The 18,211-nt window shown below is 45.4% G+C and carries 13 protein-coding genes, 1 tRNA gene and 1 pseudogene; 9 read left to right on the top strand and 6 right to left on the bottom strand.

Features of this window, described 5'->3' with window-relative positions; all coding sequences use genetic code 11:
* Positions 1 to 35 precede the first annotated feature (35 nt).
* The 4 genes from ACYX4W_RS04890 to mutY form a co-directional block, all read right to left on the bottom strand.
* On the bottom strand, positions 36 to 2,717 hold the full coding sequence (locus ACYX4W_RS04890) for a TonB-dependent receptor (protein WP_476074859.1): 2,682 nt from the start codon (positions 2,715 to 2,717) through the stop codon (positions 36 to 38).
* A gap of 639 nt (positions 2,718 to 3,356) precedes the next feature.
* Positions 3,357 to 3,432: transfer RNA gene (locus ACYX4W_RS04885), tRNA-Phe, on the bottom strand.
* A 151-nt stretch (positions 3,433 to 3,583) separates the two neighbouring features.
* Positions 3,584 to 3,856, bottom strand: coding sequence for an oxidative damage protection protein (locus ACYX4W_RS04880; protein ID WP_476074858.1), 273 nt, complete (start codon positions 3,854 to 3,856; stop codon positions 3,584 to 3,586).
* 58 nt (positions 3,857 to 3,914) lie between these two features.
* On the bottom strand, positions 3,915 to 4,982 hold the full coding sequence (gene mutY, locus ACYX4W_RS04875; protein WP_476074857.1) for an A/G-specific adenine glycosylase: 1,068 nt from the start codon (positions 4,980 to 4,982) through the stop codon (positions 3,915 to 3,917).
* A gap of 133 nt (positions 4,983 to 5,115) precedes the next feature.
* Between mutY and ACYX4W_RS04870 the strand changes: the two genes are divergently transcribed.
* From ACYX4W_RS04870 to arcA, 7 genes and pseudogenes are all read left to right on the top strand, one after another.
* On the top strand, positions 5,116 to 5,451 hold the full coding sequence (locus ACYX4W_RS04870) for an alpha/beta fold hydrolase (protein ID WP_476074856.1): 336 nt from the start codon (positions 5,116 to 5,118) through the stop codon (positions 5,449 to 5,451).
* Positions 5,444 to 5,821 carry an alpha/beta fold hydrolase gene (locus tag ACYX4W_RS04865; protein WP_476074855.1) on the top strand — a complete coding sequence of 126 codons (378 nt, stop codon included), beginning with the start codon at positions 5,444 to 5,446 and terminating at the stop codon, positions 5,819 to 5,821. The genes ACYX4W_RS04870 and ACYX4W_RS04865 overlap by 8 nt, the downstream gene beginning before the upstream one ends.
* Positions 5,822 to 5,912: 91 nt before the next feature.
* Positions 5,913 to 6,632, top strand: coding sequence for a tRNA (guanosine(46)-N7)-methyltransferase TrmB (gene trmB / locus ACYX4W_RS04860; protein WP_474802689.1), 720 nt, complete (start codon positions 5,913 to 5,915; stop codon positions 6,630 to 6,632).
* The gene (locus ACYX4W_RS04855) at positions 6,632 to 7,714 is read left to right on the top strand and encodes a methyltransferase (RefSeq protein ID WP_476074854.1); all 1,083 of its coding nucleotides are present in this window, start codon (positions 6,632 to 6,634) and stop codon (positions 7,712 to 7,714) included. Before trmB ends, ACYX4W_RS04855 begins: the two co-directional genes overlap by 1 nt.
* 146 nt (positions 7,715 to 7,860) lie before the next feature.
* Positions 7,861 to 9,286 (top strand): annotated as a pseudogene (gene glgA, locus ACYX4W_RS04850) (glycogen synthase GlgA).
* Between the two features lie 219 nt (positions 9,287 to 9,505).
* Positions 9,506 to 11,152 carry a sensor histidine kinase gene (locus tag ACYX4W_RS04845; RefSeq protein ID WP_476074853.1) on the top strand — a complete coding sequence of 549 codons (1,647 nt, stop codon included), beginning with the start codon at positions 9,506 to 9,508 and terminating at the stop codon, positions 11,150 to 11,152.
* A 154-nt stretch (positions 11,153 to 11,306) separates the two neighbouring features.
* Entirely contained in the window at positions 11,307 to 12,014 is a 708-nt protein-coding gene (gene arcA / locus ACYX4W_RS04840) for a two-component system response regulator ArcA (protein ID WP_014996957.1), read from the top strand.
* 75 nt (positions 12,015 to 12,089) lie between these two features.
* Here the strand turns inward: arcA and ACYX4W_RS04835 are convergent, their stop codons facing one another.
* Entirely contained in the window at positions 12,090 to 15,200 is a 3,111-nt protein-coding gene (locus ACYX4W_RS04835; RefSeq protein ID WP_476074852.1) for a beta-galactosidase, read from the bottom strand.
* A gap of 104 nt (positions 15,201 to 15,304) precedes the next feature.
* Here ACYX4W_RS04835 and ACYX4W_RS04830 point away from each other — a divergent pair, with 104 nt between their 5' ends.
* On the top strand, positions 15,305 to 16,159 hold the full coding sequence (locus ACYX4W_RS04830) for an AraC family transcriptional regulator (protein WP_476074851.1): 855 nt from the start codon (positions 15,305 to 15,307) through the stop codon (positions 16,157 to 16,159).
* Here ACYX4W_RS04830 and pmbA read toward each other — a convergent pair.
* Positions 16,133 to 17,488, bottom strand: a complete 1,356-nt coding sequence (gene pmbA, locus ACYX4W_RS04825; protein ID WP_476074850.1) for a metalloprotease PmbA — start codon at positions 17,486 to 17,488, stop codon at positions 16,133 to 16,135. The genes ACYX4W_RS04830 and pmbA overlap by 27 nt on opposite strands.
* Positions 17,489 to 17,560: 72 nt before the next feature.
* Here pmbA and yjgA point away from each other — a divergent pair, with 72 nt between their 5' ends.
* Positions 17,561 to 18,118: a ribosome biogenesis factor YjgA gene (yjgA, locus tag ACYX4W_RS04820; RefSeq protein ID WP_476074849.1), complete on the top strand. Its 558-nt coding sequence runs from the start codon at positions 17,561 to 17,563 to the stop codon at positions 18,116 to 18,118.
* The last annotated feature ends 93 nt before the right edge of the window (positions 18,119 to 18,211 follow it).

Below are 18,211 nucleotides of genomic sequence, written 5' to 3'. Positions count from 1 at the left end.
AAAGCATACCAGGCAAGCCTGGTATGCTACTTAGTTTAAAATTGCATGGTTGCACCAAGCATATAAGTACGTCCACTGGTGGTGGTATTGTATGCACGATCGTGAGAATCGCTATATAACTCCTGACGCTCATCGGTGAGGTTAATGCCTTCAAAGCTCAGTTTAATAGTGTCGGTTAGTTGGTAGAATGAAGAGAAATCGATGAATGTTGTACCGTGATAACCTGATTCATCCTGATCGCCGCTGGAAGACGCGCCAGTAAGGTATGCACTACGGTACGCCGCTGACACTCTAGCTCCCCAGCCTTCCTGCTCGTAGTACAGCGTAAAGTTATAACTATTTTTTGATAGTCCCGTGAACGGTTTTTCCTGATCATTTCCCGCTTCGCCATAGATATTGCGATACAAAGCATCACCATCTGCATAGGTATAGTTTGCAATAACACCTAAATGATTAAATGGAGCAGGAAGAAAATCTAAATCGCGAGAAAAAGTTAACTCTACCCCTTTAATTTTCGAGGCGTCCATATTCTCTGGACGCTGTAAATAAAAAATACTGTCTACGGTTTTATCTACAGGTAATAATTCTGTCGGTAGGCCTAGTGACGAATACACTACTTCGCTGGTAGTATCGACAATGAAATTATCGATATCTTTATAGAAAATCGCAACTGCGGCATAACCAACGTCATCGAAATACCACTCAAACGCGGTATCTAAATTAATCGATTCAAAGGGTTCCAACATGGGATTTCCCATCGTCACGCTGGTAATCGCATCCCCCGATGTCTGCGAAACTGACGCGTTATAGCTTAGCGACCCCAATGATGGACGGGTTATGTTTTTGCTTGCCGATGCACGCCATAACATGTTTTCTTGCAACTCGTAAACGAGGTTGATAGTAGGTAAAATATCAGAATATGAACGGGTGGTTTCTATGGCAACACCCGATGATTTGCCGGCCGCCGTAATATCTGTTTCAAAATATCGTAACCCCGCACTTACTAACAGTGGATTACCTGCAAACTCTGTCTCCCAGCCATATTGCACGTACATTGCCAAAGTTTCTTCTGTTACTGGCGATTTGTCATTACGCGTAAGCTCACTGCTATCAATGTTGTAGCCATTCAGCCCATAAAAGTTTAGCAATGCGTCTAAATCACCTTGAAGCCAGCTTGTGTTGGGATGTTCACTGTACACCTCAACCAAAGCATCATTTAATGTTGTGATACCGGTATTTTCAGGTGCAATATTCTGCGCATTGCTCTGGGTTAATTGGTAAGCAGAATTCTCGAATTTTTTATAGTTCACACCAAATTGGAGTTCTCCTGTATCACCAACAAGATAGGTGAAATCGACTTTCGCTGTATCAAAATCATTGGTAACGTAGTTTTCCTGCAGATAGATATCTTTCATCTCGTAGCCATCGAGTTGCGTAGTATCGAAGTCAGGTGAAGTGCTGATACCGTAAAAGCGATCTTGTCTGAAGTCTGTAGCGATATTCACGATACCTTTGGCATGAATATTCGATTTTATAACTTCAGGCTGATCAAAGTCAGATGAACTTGTTCCAATAACAGCACTGGCATAGAACTCCGGGTTTATTGTCCAGTCCATACTGAGCGTATATTGGTTAAATTCCGACTCATTGTAACGACGAGAGTTCTCGTTACGCCACGTTGCATTCTCATACAGCGCGTAAACGACTTCTTTTTGCCCGTCGTTTTCTTCCCATATAAGATCAGATACAACCTTGTTGTCTTTCACTGCAGAGTGATGTTCATCGGTATTGTTTTCTAATTCTGCATGCATGATGTCTAACGTAAGTGAAAAAGAATCAGACGGTTTGTATTGGAATGCGGCCGTGACACCCAGGCGGTCTTGAGTATTGTTCCAGCGAGAAAAGCGATGACCACGAGGAAACCAAAGTTCACCTGAGTCTAACTCAGCTTGTAGGTCGGTGTTTGCTGGATCCGCAGCAGTTTTTCCGCCTTCCCGGCGCCAGCGTGTGGTATTTGTTCCATACTCGGCAGTTTCACGTTCACTGTACGCGACGGAAACCAGAGCGCCAAATTTGTTCCATACGTTCGAAATAAGCCCAGCCATGCGGGGGTTAGTTTCTTCGCTATTAGTGTTGTAGCCACCTCGTACCGACAATGCACTTTTGAACCCGTCATAATCGAATGGCTTTGCGGTAAATAGCCCGACCGTTCCGCCAATGCCGCCTTCTTCCTGATCGGCTGAATAAGTTTTGCTGATGTCAATTCGATTGAACAACTCAGATGCGAAAACATTAAAGTCAAAACCACGAGTGCGACTTACACCACCACGAGCATCCATGGGGGATGAAGACGTACCCATGGCTTCCATACCATTTACTTGAACACGCGTAAAATCGGGGCCTAAGCCACGCAATGAAATTTGGCGGCCTTCGCCACCTTCTCGGGTAATAGTGATCCCTGGTACTCGCTGCAGCGAGTCGGCCAAATTAAGGTCTGGAAAGTCTGCGATATCTTCTGCCAAGATTGTATCGCGGGAAATAATGGCATCTTTTTTCAAGTCTTTCGCTCTAATTAGTGAGCTACGAAAAGAAGTGACTTCAATTACTTCAACGTTTTCTTCGGCTACTGATGACTGCTGTGCTATCACAGGCGTAACACCCGTTAACCCAGCCAATACACTCAACGAGAGTGTGGTTTTGGTAAATTGATTTTTCATGTGTGATCCTAGTTGTGCAAAGTAAGAGATAGATGTTCCGGTGCGCACGGTTAACACATGTAATGAGTCAGTAGCTGAAAAAAGTAGACAGAGTTTTTGATGAAACTTTTGTGACGAAACGAGTGGGAAGGTTTTTTATAAAAATGTGTGGATAGCGTCGCTATTTTAATAAGCAATAATAAATTTCGATAAATAGGTTGGTTATATACATTGTCACCGTTATCCAAAGAAAATGAAGGAGACAGAATAATATATACTTCGAGCTCAAGCGTAGTGAGGATTCATTGTCGCGGGACCGCAACGCGCGGCGCAGCCCCAGGGGCACGTTAGCGTGTGCCTGGTTTTCCAACCGCCGGAATCAAAAAAGCCCTCGCATTTCTGCAAGGGCTTCTAAGAATGGTGCCTCGACCCGGGATTGTAACGCGTGGCGCAGCCGCAGGGGCACGTTAGCGTGTGCCTGGTTTTCTAACCGCCGGAATCAAAAAAGCCCTCGCATTTCTGCAAGGGCTTCTAAGAATGGTGCCTCGACCCGGGATTGTAACGCGTGGCGCAGCCGCAGGGGCACGTTAGCGTGTGCCTGGTTTTCCAACCGCCGGGAGCAAAAAAGCCCCGCATTTTCATGCAGGGCTCTCTGAATAATGGTGCCTCGACCCGGGATCGAACCAGGGACACGCGGATTTTCAATCCGCTGCTCTACCAACTGAGCTATCGAGGCTGAAACTTGTTAGCGTTCTAGGCGTTTACTGCCTGTCCTGCTGTGGGTGCGTATTAAACGGTTTTCGCCCTCACAAGTCAACCGTTTTTCTCGCTTTTTTTGCGCTTTTATTACTGTTTGCACATTGTTTGCTCAAAAAACGCTTTTTTGCTTATTTTTCAGGCGGAACATAGCCTTCAATCGTAGGCTCTACGTCGTCAAATAAGTAGGCCGACATTTTTTCTTCCAAAAATGAACGGGCATTCGGCTCCATCATATTTAACTTTTGTTCGTTAATCAGCATGGTCTGTTTCTTTTGCCATTCAGCCCATGCTTCTTTAGAAATGTTGTCGAAAATACGCTTACCCAGTTCGCCCGGGTAAAGTTGGAAATCTAAGCCGTCTGCTTCTTTTTGAAGCTTGCGACAAAATACCGTTCTTGCCATGTTATTTCCTTTCGTTCGCTATCTGCTTAGCAATTAATACAAGGCTTCCTTTACAAGCCTAACGCATTAACTGCTGAATTATCTTGGTTGTAGGTGCCGCTAAACCAACTTCAATAGGCTCGTTCAACGAAAACCAGCGATATGCCGTTTCAGCTACGCGCTTTGTTGGAGCAGAGTTTACCACGGCCACTACCGGGGTGATATCTAAATGAAAATGACTAAAGGTATGGCGGAAACCTTCAAGCTCTCGGGTATCTTCAACACTGATCCCCCGCTTGTTAAGCTGCTCAATACCCTCATCTATTGAAAATACCTCGATAAAACCATACAACCCACCCCAGAGACCTGTTGAGGGACGCTGTTCTAAATACACTTGGCTATTGAACTGTGCCACCATCATGAAAGTGGATTTCTCGGGCAGCGCCTTTTTTGGTTTTTTACCCGGGTACTCAGTTTGCGCACCTTGTGCATAGGCAATACAGTCGGCTTGAAGCGGGCACTCGTCACACTTTGGCTTGCTTCGTGTACAGATCATCGCGCCCAAATCCATCATCACCTGGGTATAGTTGGCACATCGTCCGCCTTCTGAATGGGTAGGCGTGTTTTTCTCGGCGACCTCCCAAAGTTGGTTTTCCACTTTTTTCTGCCCCGGCCACCCGCTGATTGCATAGTAACGCGCCAAAACACGCTTCACATTGCCATCTAAAATAGGAAAGCGCATATTCCTTGACAGCGACAATATGGCACCGGCTGTTGAGCGACCTATGCCGGGCAAATCCATAACTTCTTCAAGGCTGTAGGGAAACTCGCCGTTGTATTTATCTACCAGCGTATTTGCCGCTTTGTGCAAGTTTCTTGCTCTTGCGTAGTAGCCAAGCCCTGTCCAATGATGAAGCACATCATCCTGGGATGCCTTAGCTAAGTCATGCACCGTCGGGAACGACGCCATAAAACGTTCGAAGTAAGGAATTACCGTAGTGACTTGGGTTTGCTGGAGCATAATTTCCGACACCCATACCTTATAGGGCGTTACCTCTTTCTGCCAAGGCAAATGCTTACGCCCATGTTTGTCAAACCATGCAAGCACTCGCTCTGCAAAGCTTCCTGAATATTGTTGTTCTGTCATAATTATCTATATGGGTAATTGCTACTGCTTATTCTTTTACCAATAAAGCTAAATGCTTTCTGCCTAGCGACCATTCATTAACTAGCGCGCTATGGTAGCATGTAACTAGCTAGTTTAATGTTAAGGAGCACACGTGTCTGTGCAGCACCCTGTTTTGTTTTTTCCCGGTACACTCTGCGACGAGCGCGTATTCCTGCCACTATGGCGCACGTTGAATATTTCACAGCGCAGGTATGTGCCGCTTCAATGGGCAGCATCTCAAGAAGAAATGCTGGCATTAAGTGAAGACCGTATCCTCGATGACGAAAAAGTGCACCTTGTAGGTTACTCCATGGGCGGGTTTATAGCTGCACTAGTCGCACAGCGCAATCCTGCTAATGTAGCCTCTGTCACACTTATAGGCTACAACCCAGAAGGTTTGTCAAAAGAAGAAATTGCTAAGCGTAAGCAGTCTGACTACCATGCTTAAGCAAGGAAACTTTAAACCCGATAACGACGCGTACCTTTCGCGGTTTATTCACCCTTCACGTTTGGACGATGAAAACGTGGCTGGCGTTATTAAATCGATGGCACAAGATTTAGGTAAAACAACATTACTTAATCACACACTCGCCACCACGCCACGGGAAAGTACCGTTAAAGCACTCGCAAAGATCAACGCGCCAATCACGTTTATCACCGCACAGCAAGACGCCATTGCACCTGCAGAGGCAGTACTACAACTTCAAAGCACATTGCCTAACGCTACGTTTCACACTATTGATGATGCAGGACATATGCTAGTGCTTGAGCAAACTGAGACAGTAGCATCTATTATTGCTAAACAAATTGGCGTATAAAATTACAGCATTTTTACCACGATAGCGTTGCATAAGCCGTGGGTAAGTGGATAATGCGCCACCAGAAAATTGGGTTAGAAAGGCATTGCAAATGAGGCAATTCAAAAGTCAGGCGGAAGCAGAAGCCGCTGGAGTATATGTAAGCAAGGTAAAAAGCTTCGTTAAACGCGAAGGCAGACTTACAAAAGCACAAGAAAAAGCACTGGCGGATTACTGGCCAACTAAAGGCATAGACTACGTTGACGCGCCCTTGTCGTTGTCAGAGTTGTTTGGCCGCGACGCAGATGTGGTTGTGGAAATTGGCTTTGGTATGGGCAAATCATTGGTTGAAATGGCCGCGAATGCTCCTGAAAAAGACTTCATAGGCATTGAGGTTCACCGCCCTGGTGTTGGCGCATGCTTAGCCGATGCTAGTGAGCAAGGCGTTGAGAACTTGCGTGTAATGGAACATGACGCCGTTGAAGTGCTTAAGAATATGATCCCAGATGGTTCATTGTCTCGCCTGCAGTTGTTTTTCCCAGACCCGTGGCACAAAAAGCGTCACCACAAGCGCCGTATTGTACAGCCTGAATTTGTTGAATTAGTTCGTACTAAGTTGGCTATTGGCGGTTGCTTTCATATGGCGACCGACTGGGAACAGTATGCTGAGCATATGTTAGAGGTCATGACCCAGGCAGAGGGCTACACTAATACCGCAACCGATGGCGACTACGTGCCCCGTCCGGACTACCGTCCGATCACCAAGTTTGAAACTCGCGGTCAAAAACTAGGCCACGGCGTGTGGGATCTAATTTTCGAGCGTACTAAGTAATGATTCTATCTCCTCAAAGCCAGCTGTTAGAACGTAATATTGCGCTTTTTGATGAAGGCCAGTGGGCATTTATTAACCCTACTGACGCGTATTTTTTGGACGGCCTTAAATCGCAAGAAGTCACTGTTCTTCACCAGTACTTCGACATTTTTTCGGAGTGCGTACGCGTCATCCCCTCTGTATCGTTTGATAGCAGAGACATTACGCGCAAAGGCTTTGAGGTGACGCAAAAGGTTGGCAATCATACCCATATTTTTGCGCCTTTCTTGGCTTTAGAAAAATCCCACACTGACGTGATGATTTTCTTACCTAAAGCAAAAACCCATTTTCAAATGTTACTGCGAATGGCCGCAAGTATGGTTGGCCAACATGGCCGTATTCATGTGGTTGGTGAAAACAAAGGCGGTATTAAAAGTGCCGCTAAGTTAATGCAGCAATATGGCCCTACGCAAAAAGTTGATTCGGCACGCCACTGCAGCCTGATTACCGTTATAGTTGAAGAGCCTCACCTTGCCTTTGAGCCCGATGCTTGGCTTGACATGAATACCTACCACGTTGAAGGCACTGCTTGGGAAGTTGCCTCTATGCCTGGTGTTTTTAGTTATAAAGAACTGGATGCGGGAACAGAGCTACTGCTTGAAAAGCTTTCGACGTCGCTGAGCGGTGAAGTATTAGATTTCGCGTGTGGTGCTGGCGTTGTTGGTAGCTACATTATGCTGAAATACCCGCATTTAAAGCTGCACCTAACCGATGTGAGCGCCCTTGCGGTGTATTGTAGTGCTTTGACTCTGGCTGAAAACGGATTGTCAGCAACCTTATATGCTGCGGATGGTTTGCATGGGTTTTCCCAAAAAGTACAGCATATTGTCACCAACCCGCCGTTTCACACCGGCATTAAAACCGACTACACCATTACGAAGCGATTTATCTCAGATGCAAAGGCAACCTTAAGCCGTGGTGGCAGTATGCAAATGGTGGCAAACCGATTCTTACCCTACCCTGGTTTGCTCGCTGAGCACTTCCAAACGGTTTATACCACGGCACAAACATCACAATTTTCTGTTTATCAGGCAGCTTTGTAATTAAAAAAGCCATTAGCTTGTGCTAACTTAGCTTTTCTACCTGTTGCTTATGCCATTGTGGGTACTTCACAGTGGCACTCAGCGCTTTTCGTACACTTAACTTAAGCATTATGAGTGCACTATATGTACGCTCTGGGAGATTAACTGTGAATATTGTATTTGCTATTTCAGAAGTTGAAGAGTTGGTCAAAACTGGCGGACTTGCTGACGTTGGCAAAGCACTCCCTCTCGCACTACATAGTATGGGCGAAAGCATCACGATAATAATGCCTTATTACCAAGTACTGGCAGAGCAATTGAACCTGCCCACGGTAGCCGAGCAACAAACCCTGTTCACCGAAGGGCAAGTGTACCATTTCGATATTCGCTATATGCAATGGCACGACATTCCAATTTACTTTGTAGACGCGCCTGACTACTTTATGCGTGAAGGGCTATACGCTAATGCCTTTGAAGCTTATGAAGATAATGGCGAGCGCTTTAGTTTATTCAGCGGCGCTGTTCTTCAAACGCTAAAAGCGATTGATAACAAGCCGGATATTATTCACTGCCATGATTGGCACACGGCTATGCTTCCGTTTTTACTTACCCACGACAAATCAGGGTATTTCGACAGCACCAAAACAATATTCACTATTCATAACGCCGCTTTCCAAGGCGTGCACAAACTAGAAACTATCCCGTTTCTTCGGCATCACCCGAACATTTTGGCGCAAGTACACGGCGGGTACATTAATATGCTGCAAAGCGGTATTGAGTTTGCCTCGAAAGTGACGACAGTAAGCCCTAACTATGCAAGGGAGACTGCTTACCGACTTAGGCAGTCACGGACTGCACGAACGCCTTGTAAAGCGTCAAGCCGACTTAAGCGGTATTTTGAATGGATGTGATTACACCCAGTGGAACCCCGAAACAGATACATTTCTGCCAGAGCACTACAGTGCAGATAACCTTCATCCAAAAACGGCCTGTAAGCAGGTATTACAGGAAAAGTCAGCACTGCCTGAGAATAGCAATGTTCCGCTTATTGGAATGGTATGCCGCCTTACAGAACAAAAAGGTTTTGGGTATATACTGCCCATTTTAGACGACCTAATTAAGCATAATATTCAAATGGTCATTGTAGGCACTGGCGATCCAAAGGTATGTATGGACCTTGGTGAGTTTGCCCAACAGCACCCTGACAAATTTGCCTTTATCAACGGGTTTAGTTCAGAGCATGCTCATTTAGTAGAGGCTGGCGCTGACTTTTTCCTTATGCCTTCACAATTTGAACCATGTGGGTTAAATCAAATGTACAGCCTGGCCTACGGTACTATCCCTATTGTGCGTTCAGTAGGAGGGCTTAAAGACACGGTCATTGACTATAGCAACGATAGTGAAGGTACAGGTTTTGTGTTTGATGAACCTACGCCGCATGCTTTGTTAGCTTGTATTCGACGTGCTCTGCTGGCTTTCTATGAAGATACGGGTAAGTTCAGGGCAATGCAGCAACGGGGTATGCGAACCCGCTTTACTTGGGAAACATCCGCCAAACATTATCAGCAGCTGTATTTATCGGCGACTAACTAGTCGCCACTGTAGTTGTATTCCTGTCGTTTTACCCCCTTATTGGAACACTGACTTTACTATAAGCTGTGGCGATATCAGCGTATAAAAAACGTAGCTAAAATAGGTTATAGCTCTATAACCTTCTACATTAATTATTGTTTATAAGCGCCTTTCTTTTTGCCTACTTTTGCGCCACTATTAAAAAACGGATGACGTGAACGGACAGTACACAAGGCAGGTATGACGGATAAGGCAGTAAAGCTTTCTATAAAAAGCCTCTTTCTTTGGGTGGTAATGTCTATCATTACCTTCTCAATTGCAGTGTTATCGGGCCTTGCTGTTTATACGCAAATAAAAACCTATCGCCATGAGCTTGAATCTAACGCAATGATGCTTGCTAAGTTGGTTGCTAGAAGCTCATCTATCTACCTTTATGATGAAACCCCTGAACGTATAGAAGTTGCGTTAAGTAACCTTACAGCTGCAGAGCATGTACTCAATGCTCACGTGTACAAAGCCCAAAACGGCATATCGCAGCCAGAAATTTTTGCTTCGTACAATAAAGAGGGGCAGCTTTTATTAGGTGGCAAGGAAAACCAGTTAGCTTCCATGGTTATGAATCCAATACTAGCTGATAATGGGCATTACCTTGAACTGAGTGCAAAAGTGTTCGACCCAGAGACCAACATCCAGTTAGGGTGGGTATATTTAAGGGTTTCCTCAGACAACTTTAACCAACTGGTAGGGAAGTCAATTTGGCTAAATTTAGCAGTAGCTTTAGTGCTGCTGGCCATAAGCTTTTACTCTGCGCTCAGAATGCAGCGCTTTGTAACCGGCCCGGTGGAAAGTATAGCCAATTTTTTACAACGCACGTCGCGACAGCGTGACTATTCAGCTCGCGCTACTGGCTCAAGCATTAAAGAGCTCGACATTCTAGCTGACGCGGTGAACGTATTGCTGCTGCGCATGCAAGAATACATGCAAAAACAAAGACAGGCAGAGGAGCAGCACAGAAAACTTAATGCCAGTCTTGAAGATATAGTCAGCCACCGAACAACAGCACTTAAAGACGCGAACCAAGAGCTTATTCAAACATTAGAAAAGCTGCATCAATTTCAACGCCAAATCGTGCAGAATGAAAAAATGGCCTCTCTCGGTGATATGGTTGCTGGTGTCGCCCATGAAGTTAATACACCAATAGGTTTAGGCGTAACTGCATCAACGATGATGCTAGACAGGTTGGCTGTTATTCAGAAAGACTTTGAAAATAAAACGCTAAAAGCCAGCGCAATGAAGCGCTTCTTGGAAGAAAGTAACGAAAACCTCAATATTATTTACCGCAACTTGAACAGAGCTGCAGAGCTTATCAGTAGTTTTAAGCAGGTTGCCGTCGATCAAACCTCAGAATCTAGTAGAAGTTTTTGCGTTGTACAGCTAGTTAATGAGATACTGTTGTCATTGCAGCCTCGACTCAAAAAATTAAAACACAACATCAACGTAAATTGCGACCCTACCCTTAGCGTTGAAACGAAGGCTGGCCCAATAAATCAAATTTTGATTAATTTAATAATGAATTCGGTTATCCATGGGTTTGAATCTATGGATAAAGGCACCATTGATATTCGTGCCGAGTTGGTTAGCAGTGATAAGCTCAAGCTAGTTTATACCGATAACGGAAAAGGCATTTCCCCAGAAATCCGCAAACGGATTTTTGACCCCTTCGTTACCACCAAACGTGGGCAAGGCGGTTCAGGATTAGGAATGCACTTAGTGTACAACTTAGTAACGCAAGCCCTTAACGGTTCAATATCGATTACCAGCGAGGAGGGCAATGGGGTAGAATTTGTCATTATCTTCCCTGTTGTTAATGCGAAAACATCAGAATAGTTGTATAAAGTATGAACTTTTCTTGATTTTTATTGGCTAACCCCAATACCTTAACAATAAGAATATTCACAAGTTACTTGCAATCAAGTACATGAATATTAAAATTTAACCAGTTAGTTGCTTAAATCGTATTTTAGAAAGAGTGTAAAACACCATGCAGACGCCAAATGTGTTAATTGTTGAAGATGAGGTGGTAACCCGTACCACGCTTAAGAGTCTATTTGAAGCGGAAGGGTATAATGTATTTGAAGCCGAAAATGGTGATCAAATGCATGATTTCTTCGAGAATCACGCTATCAATTTGGTTATCATGGATATCAACCTTCCAGGCAAAAACGGCCTGATTTTAGCCCGTGAAGTACGTGACCGTAAAAACGTTGGTCTTATCTTCCTAACAGGCCGTGACAACGACGTTGACCGCATTCTAGGTCTTGAAATTGGCGCAGATGATTATCTGACTAAGCCGTTCAACCCTCGTGAATTGACTATCCGCGCGCGCAACTTACTGTCTCGTACAACAAACTCTTCAGAAGATGACGATTTACCAAGCCGTGTAAGTTTCAACGGCTGGACGCTTGACGGTGACAGCCGTTCATTGATTTCTCCTAACGGTAAAGAATTCCGTCTACCTCGTAGTGAATTCCGTGCGCTTCACCTTTTCCTAAGCAACCCAGGTAAAATCCTTACCCGTGAACAGCTTATTATGGAAATGACAGGTCGCGAGCTTCGTCCAAATGACCGTACGGTTGACGTTACTATTCGTCGTATTCGTAAGCACTTCGAGTCAGATCCTACAGATGAAGAATTGATTGTAACTATCCACGGTGAAGGTTACCGTTTCTGCGGTCAGGTTGACGGCTAAACCGCTGCCTGAACGAATATTGAGTTAATAAAGCCGCTACCATGTAGCGGCTTTTTTGTGCGTAATGGTATCTGACTAGCTAGCAGTAGCGCTAAAGCAAACCGAGTAGCGATAACGCTTTTCTTCCAATAAGAACGCTTTGTGCGTGCTCGGGCTCCACGAGTCATCGCCCCCCACGCCCATATGCGCATGGTCAATATAAACAAACACACAGTCTTGGGGTACTAAATCACAGGTATGCTTTGCCTTATCCAACTGTGCTTGCCCATATTCACTTACACTGAAGTGGAACTGCCCGCTAGCAGCTAATTCGCCGATGGCCAGCTTTTTACAGTGACTGCGCAAGCCATTATCGGTTGGGAACACATAGCGTGTTTGCATAGCGTTAATAGGTAAGGTGTAGTGGCCATAGCGCGCCGCCGCTTTTCTGTCAGGGTAGTTCTCAAACGGCCCAAGCCCATGCCAAGTCACCGGCGTACACTCTTCGGCTACTGGCACTGCCATTTGCATACCAATGCGCGGCATTGGTGGTAAGCCATCGTCTAACAACACCTCTACATCGACTGAAAGCTCGGCTTGTACATCTAGGGTATAAACCCACTTAGTTGAAGCCATTAGCTTTTGACCATAGTGATATTCAAATAATGACGTTATACGCACGTCTTGCGCGCCCTGCTCGACGTTAATACCCGTACAAGTGCGTGACCATTCTCCTATACCAGCACGACGCCAGCGAGACTCCCATGCGTTCGGGTCGGGGTTATCCACTTCACTTACCCCAATGTCGTTATCTAGCGGCGCTCGAAAGAAGTTATCTTCTAACGGAGCACTAAGTATTTCCTCCGCGCCTTGAAGCCACGAGGTTAACAGCCCACTTTCACTGTTGAAGCTAAATACGTTGTTTTGGACTTTTACCAGTAGCACTCCATCTTGGGCCTCGATAACTAGTTCACTTTTGTCGTCTTGTTCATTGAAAGAAAACGGGACCATACCGCACATATTGGTTATTGCTAACTGCGCAGTGTCCATAACATGCCCTGCACCAGCCCACGCGCAGTCATTAGCTGTTACAACGTCAATATTTAAATGATACTCAGCCCCTGCTTTAAACGTAATTTCGGGGGTTAGGGTTAGCATTTGTGCTTGTTGCGGACCTATATTGATTTCGAGCTCGCCCTTTGCATTAGCAATGGGTTTTCCATCTTCAAGTACTTGCCAACACAACAACTCATTGTCTGTGCGTCTAAACAGGTAATCGCTGCTTACTGTAAGCTCAAACTTGTTGTCTTTTTCAACCAGCGAAAAGCTTAAGTGCTGCTGGCAATATTTGGCTTCAAACAAATGGGGGTGAGGCGTTCTGTCTGGGAACAGCAATCCGTTAATACAGAACTGCCTGTCGTTATCGGTATCACCGAAGTCGCCACCGTAAGCCCAGTAAGCTTCACCACTGTCGGTGTACTTAGTTAACCCTTGGTCAACCCAGTCCCAGATAAAGCCGCCCTGAAGACGTGGATAGTCTTTAAATGCCTTCCAATATTCATCAAAGCTGCCCAAACTGTTACCCATAGCGTGGGCGTACTCACATAAAATAACGGGGCGGTTTTCACCGGGCATCGACAGCCATTTTTTGATAGCCCATTTAGGTACGGCTTCGTCTTTAACGTCGGTATCTACTCTAGCGTACATGGGTGCGATAATATCGGTAGCCGTAGTGTCGGCACCACCACCTTCATATTGCACAGGTCGTGATGGGTCAAATGCCTTCGCCCAGCCATACATAGCGTCGTGAGTAGGCCCATGACCACATTCGTTACCTAACGACCATATGATGATACAAGGGTGGTTTTTGTCCCGTTCAACCATTTGGGTGAAGCGGGCCATGTAAGCGCCTGCCCAAAGCGGGTCGCGAGACAATCTACCCATGGGAAACATTCCGTGGGTCTCGATATTCGCTTCATCTACCACATAGAGCCCATATTCATCGCAAAGCTCATACCAGCGAGGATGATTAGGATAGTGCGCAGTACGCACGGCGTTAAAGTTGTTTTGCTTTAATAGCTTAATGTCTTCAAGCATGTCATCTTCGTTGATGGCATGGCCTTTAAACTGATGGTGCTCATGTCGGTTTACGCCGCGAATAAGCACAGCTTTGCCATTAACCAATAGCTGGCCATTTTTCATTTCAATAGTTCGAAAGCCAACATAGTAAGCTTCACGGTCAACCGTCTCACCGCTCTCATCAATAAGGGATACGACAATGCGGTACAAGTTTGGCGTTTCTGCGGTCCAGTGTTTGGGCTCTTTCACATCTAGGGTTTGGAAAATCACGTCGTCCCAACCGCCCTTCTCATCAATACGCTTATTGTTAGTACCGGTAATAACTTGCTCGGTGACAGCGTAATCGCCATCAAAAAGCTGGATACCCACTTTAAAGGTAGATGGCGCATTGATGGCTGTACGAACTGAAACCGTAGCGTCGCGGTAACACGCATCAAGCTTTGGTGTAACGAACACATCTTGAAGGTGATGCTGAGGCTTGGTGACCAAATTAACGTCTCGAAAGATGCCGCTGAGCCACCACATATCTTGGTCTTCTAAATAGCTGCCGTCAGACCATCTGATCACCATAACAGCCAAGCGGTTTTCACCTTCAACCAAGTAGCCAGGCAAATCGAATTCAGCCGGTAGACGACTGTCTTGGGAATAACCCACGTACTCGCCGTTGCACCACAAGTGAAACGCGCTATTCACCCCTTCAAAAACGATATGATTGCGCTGTTTTAACTCATCCTTGGTAACGTTGAACGTTGTGCGGTAGCAACCCGTTGGATTCTCGCTAGGCACTACAGGAGGGTTCACCGCGAAGGGATATTTCACGTTACAGTAAATCGGTTTGTCGTAACCTTGAAGCTGCCAGTTAGAAGGTACGGTAATGTGCTGCCAATTAGCATACTCGTCATCACTTAATGTTTTAGAAAGGAGGCTTTCAGGTACATTTTCTGGTGCATCAAATAATCGGAAATCCCAATCGCCGTTTAAACTACGCTTTTGTGCATTGGTACTGTGCAGTGCATCTTCTAGCGTTTTGTATCCGCAATGTGGACTGTGGGCACTGATGCGGTTTCTTTGAAACACAACTGGGTTTTGCCAGTCTTTTTGAGCGACTACTTGGGCAACATTAAGCATGTCATATCCTTTACTTTTTCGTTAAGCGAAATATAGCTAACTTTCTACAGATCCTTTATGCTCTAAACTTACATCTATTTATCCAAAACTATCATTTTACATTTATGCAACCTAGCTTCAGAGACATTGTAGATATTGGCCCCCACTGCTTCGAACGCTTTATAGATAGTAGTAACGCGCCAGAAATCAGCAACCTAGGCATTGAACTAGCAGGATGCTCTAACTTATCAGGGAATTATACAGTGGGGCGTGTTTCTCCGCCTAACCATACCTTGTTCTACAGCATAAAGGGGCAAGGAAAGTTTCGCGTTCCATCAGGCGAACTACAGCTAAATGAAGGGCAGCTTATTATTTTACCTGCTGGACAAAGCTTTGAAGTTTCCATTATCAGCGACCAGTGGGACATAATTTGGGTAAATTTAGCTAATGTCGAGCGCTGGAAGTCATTTAGAAAAAGCGATGCCCTAGTTGTAGATAACGCCATGCTAGAAGGACTCCATCACGCCATGGAACTTGTGTACTTGGAACGCGACCTTGATAGCCGTCGCGCTGCCATGCAGTTTGTTTCTCGTTATCTGTACCGCATAGCTGATGCTCCATTTGGTAAAAAGCATGCCAGTGACGATAAGGAGCGACGCCAAATAAGCCGGGTACATGCGCTGTTTTCAGTGGTGGATAAACAACTTCAGTTTGACTGGGATATGAAAAGCTTAAGTGAAAAGGCCCATTACTCTGCCCCTCACCTTCATAGGTTGTGCTTACAAGTGTTTGGGCGAAGCCCAAAACAGCACGTTATTCATTTGCGGATGGCACGGGCCAAAAGCTTATTGTTAAGCACGCAGTGGCCCGTTTCCTACATTGCAAGCTATGTGGGCTACACAAATGTATTTACTTTCTCAAAACGCTTTAAGAAATCGACAGGTCTCTCTCCTTCAGCGTTTCGAGAAAACGCGAGCTGAGCTGCCCGCTATCTTCATATGGTCGATAAGCACAGAGCCAGTCTGTACACTGCCGCGCACATCTTTTTCAGCACCAATAGCCACAATGCCTTTGAACATATCTTTTAGGTTACCGGCAATGGTTACTTCATGGACTGGGTATTGAATAATGCCATTCTCAACCCAGTAGCCCGCAGCACCGCGCGAGTAATCACCGGTTACACCATTAACGCCCTGCCCCATAAGCTCGGTTACAAATAGTCCTGTGCCCATTTCTTTTAGAAGCTCAGCGTCGCTATGTCCTGTATCGCCTACTAGCCAGTTGTGAATACCACCAGCATGGCCGTTAGACCGAGTATTTAACTTACGCGAAGAGTACGTCGTATAAAGGTATGTGGCTAATTTACCGCCATCGACTATTGTCATATCTGCACAGGCTACACCTTCGTTGTCGAAGCTAGAGCTTGCTAAGCCGCCTTTAATAAACGGGCGCTCTTCGACGTTAAGCCATTCTGGGAAAACCTGTTTACCAAGGCTATCAAGTAAGAAGCTAGAACGACGATAAAGGCTGCCACCGCTGATAGCACCGACATAATGACCGAACAGGCTTGATGCAATGTCGCGGTGTAAAAGTACAGGTACGTTTGCCGTATTAATCTTACGGGCGCCTAAGCGGTCTACAGTCGCTTTTGCGGCATCAATACCCACTTCACTTGCAGATTGCAGCAAAGAAGCTTTGCGGCTTACCGTGTAAGCGTAATCGCGCTGCATATCGTCATCTTGTGCGCCAATAACCATACAGCTTAAAGAATAGCGGCTACTAGGGTAACCTGCGTTTATACCGTGGGTATTGCCATAAACGCGCATACCTAAATTTGCGTTATACGACGCGCCATCTGAATTGGTAATACGCGTATCGTAATCCATTGCTGCTTTTTCAGCCTCAATGGTAGTTTTGATGGCCTTTTCAGTATCTAACTCTTCGGGGTGATACAGGTCTAAATCTGGGAATTCAGTAGCAATAAGGTCAGCATCGGCCAAACCAGTACAAGGATCTTCACTGGTGTAACGTGCAATATCTACGGCTTTTTCTACCGCTAATGTTAATGCTGCTTTGCTCAAATCAGCAGTAGACGCACTGCCTTTTCGCTTGCCTACGTATACGCTTATACCTAAGCCACCGTCGTTGGTAAATTCAACGTTTTCAACTTCTTGCATACGCGAAGATACGGCGATGCCCTGCACTTTCGACATGCTGGCTTCAGCTTGCGTTGCGCCTTTTGAAACGGCTAATTTTAGTACATCATCTACGACATTTTGAATGTCGGCTAACTGCTGCTCAATTTGCATAGTAAGTTTCGCTGTCTTAATTCGACTGTGATAGTTACAATTTAGCTAAAGTGTAACACTAATGAGTTTGAAATGAGTGATCAGAAATACAATTCTCCTGAAGATCCTTACTTCGAAGATGCGCAAGCAGATGAGTTCGAAGAGGAAGAGTTTGTCAGTAAAACTGAGCTGAAGCGTCAAGCAAAAGAGCTTCACAAGCTAGGCGAAACCTTAGTTAACTTAACCGATGCAAACATTGCCACTATTCCAATGGATGAAGAACTGGCCGATGCGGTTGCTATTGCCCGTAAAGTTAACAAGAAAAAAGATGGCTATCGACGCCAGCTTCAGTTTATTGGTAAAGCTCTGCGTAATCGCGATACTGCCGACATAGAAGAGGCCTTAGCAAAACTAACGCATCAACACCAAGCAGCAAACGCGGCTTTTCATGCGCTAGAGAAAGCCAGAGAAGCGGTAATTGAACAGGGCGACCCAGCTATTCAGAAGTTGATTGAAGCGCACCCTGAGCTTGATCGCCAGAAACTGCGTCAATTTCACCGCCAAATTAAGAAAGAGCGTGAAAAAAATGCGCCACCCAGAGCGTTCAGAGAGTTGTTTCAGTATTTAAAAGACGTTATTCACGAAGATTAACTTATTGCCTTTTGGGCTTTGAGTGATTTTCAGATACAAAAAAGGTTGGTGCCTATGGCCCAACCTTTTTTAGTTCTATGAGTGACTACGTGA

This window comes from Alteromonas sp. ABH4_454 (assembly GCF_056311775.1).
Note: the sequence above shows the minus strand (reverse complement) of the source record. Positions and strands in the feature narration are given on the sequence as shown.